We start from the raw sequence: 1947 nt of genomic DNA on the forward strand, positions 1-1947 counted from the left end.
TCGGCGCCCTCGGGAGCGGCGGGGCCGCTGCCTTCGCTGGGTGCCGCTGGGTCCTCCGCGGGCTCGGGGCGGTCGGCGTCGGCGGGCTGTGCTGTCATGTTCCTCTCATCGTAGGAGGTTCCTCCGACAACGGGGTGTGCGGCGCGGGCAAGCCGCGTTCCCGGGGGGCCGCCTCTGGGTGGTTCAGGTCGAAGGCGGGAGACTCGGTCCGGATCCGCGGGATGGAGGTGAAGTTGTTCCGCGGCGGCGGGCAGGACGTCGCCCACTCGAGCGAGCGCCCGAAGCCCCACGGGTCATCCACGGTCACCTTCGGAGCGTTGCGCGCGGTGATCCACACGTTCAGCAGGAACGGAATCATCGAGGCACCCAGCAGCATGGAGCCGACCGTCGAGACCTGGTTCATCCAGGTGATGCCGTCCTCCGGCAGGTAGGTGTAGTACCGGCGGGGCATCGCCATGACGCCGAGCCAGTGCTGCACCAGGAAGGTCGCGTGGAAACCGATGAACAGCATCCAGAACTGGATCTTCCCGAGGCGCTCGTTGAGCATCTTCCCGGTCCACTTCGGCCACCAGAAGAAGAACCCGGCGAACATCGCGAACACCACGGTGCCGAAGACCACGTAGTGGAAGTGCGCCACGACGAAGTAGGTGTCCGAGATGTGGAAGTCCAGCGCGGGCGAGGCCAGGATCACGCCGGTCAGACCACCGAAGATGAAGGAGATCAGGAAGCCCAGGCTCCACAGCATCGGGGTCTCAAAGGTGATCGAGCCGCGCCACATCGTGCCGATCCAGTTGAAGATCTTCACACCCGTCGGCACCGCGATCAGCATGCTCATGAGCGCGAAGAAGGGCAGCAGCACGGAGCCGGTGACGTACATGTGGTGCGCCCACACGGTCATCGACAGCGCCGCGATGGCGATCGTTGCGTAGACCAGCGTCTTGTAGCCGAAGATCGGCTTGCGGCTGAACACGGGGAAGATCTCGGAAACGATGCCGAAGAACGGCAGCGCGATGATGTACACCTCGGGGTGACCGAAGAACCAGAACAGGTGCTGCCAGAGAATCGGCCCGCCCGTTTCGATGCCGTAGATGTGCCCGCCGAAGATGCGGTCCACCGCGAGGCCGAAGAGCGCCGCGGCCAGCACGGGGAACACGAGGATCACCAGGATCGAGGTGATCAGCGTGTTCCAGCTGAAGATCGACAGGCGCCACATCGTCATGCCCGGGGCGCGCATCGTGATGATCGTCGTGATGACGTTCACGCTGCCGAGGATCGTGCCGAAGCCGCTGAGGACGAGGCCGAGGACCCAGAGGTTGCCGCCAACCCCGGGCGAGAACGTGGTCGAGCTGAGCGGGGTGTAGGCGAACCAGCCGAAGGAGGCGGCGCCCTGCGGCGTCAGAAACCCGGCGAGCACCATGAGCGAGCCAAAGCTGTAGAGCCAGTATGAGAAGGCGTTGAGCCGAGGAAAGGCCACGTCGGGGGCGCCAATCTGCAGGGGCATGATCACGTTCGCGAAACCGGTGAAGAGCGGGGTGGCAAACATCAGCAGCATGATCGTGCCGTGCATCGTGAACAGCTGGTTGTACTGCTCCTTGGTGGCCACGACCTCCAGGCCGGGCGCGAACAACTGGGCGCGGATCACGAGGGCCATGAGCCCCCCGATGAGAAAGAACAGGAAGGACGTGACCAGGTAGAGGTACCCGATCACCTTGTGATCGGTCGAGGTGATCCAGGTGACGAGGCGGTCGCCCGCGCGCACGTGCGCCCCCTGGCCACCGCCCCCGAGCGGGCGCTCCCCCGGTGTCCGGGCCGAGTCCGGCCCCGCTGTCTCGCGAATCCCCACGGTGCGGCGCGTCATCGCTTGCTCTCCTTTCGCCCGGCTTCCGGGTGCACGCCCCGGATCAGACCGGGGAAACTTTGACCTATGCCAAAGCGTAGCACGGCGCA

Annotated in this window: 1 protein-coding gene; it reads right to left on the bottom strand. The window is 65.6% G+C overall.

The annotated features are described in order from the left end of the window. Positions 1 to 94: 94 nt before the first annotated feature. On the bottom strand, positions 95 to 1858 hold the full coding sequence (ctaD, locus tag OOT08_RS00405; RefSeq protein WP_442916140.1) for an aa3-type cytochrome oxidase subunit I: 1764 nt from the start codon (positions 1856 to 1858) through the stop codon (positions 95 to 97). Positions 1859 to 1947: the final 89 nt, after the last annotated feature.

It is taken from the genome of Leucobacter sp. M11 (assembly GCF_035726885.1).
Classification (GTDB): domain Bacteria; phylum Actinomycetota; class Actinomycetes; order Actinomycetales; family Microbacteriaceae; genus JAPFRB01.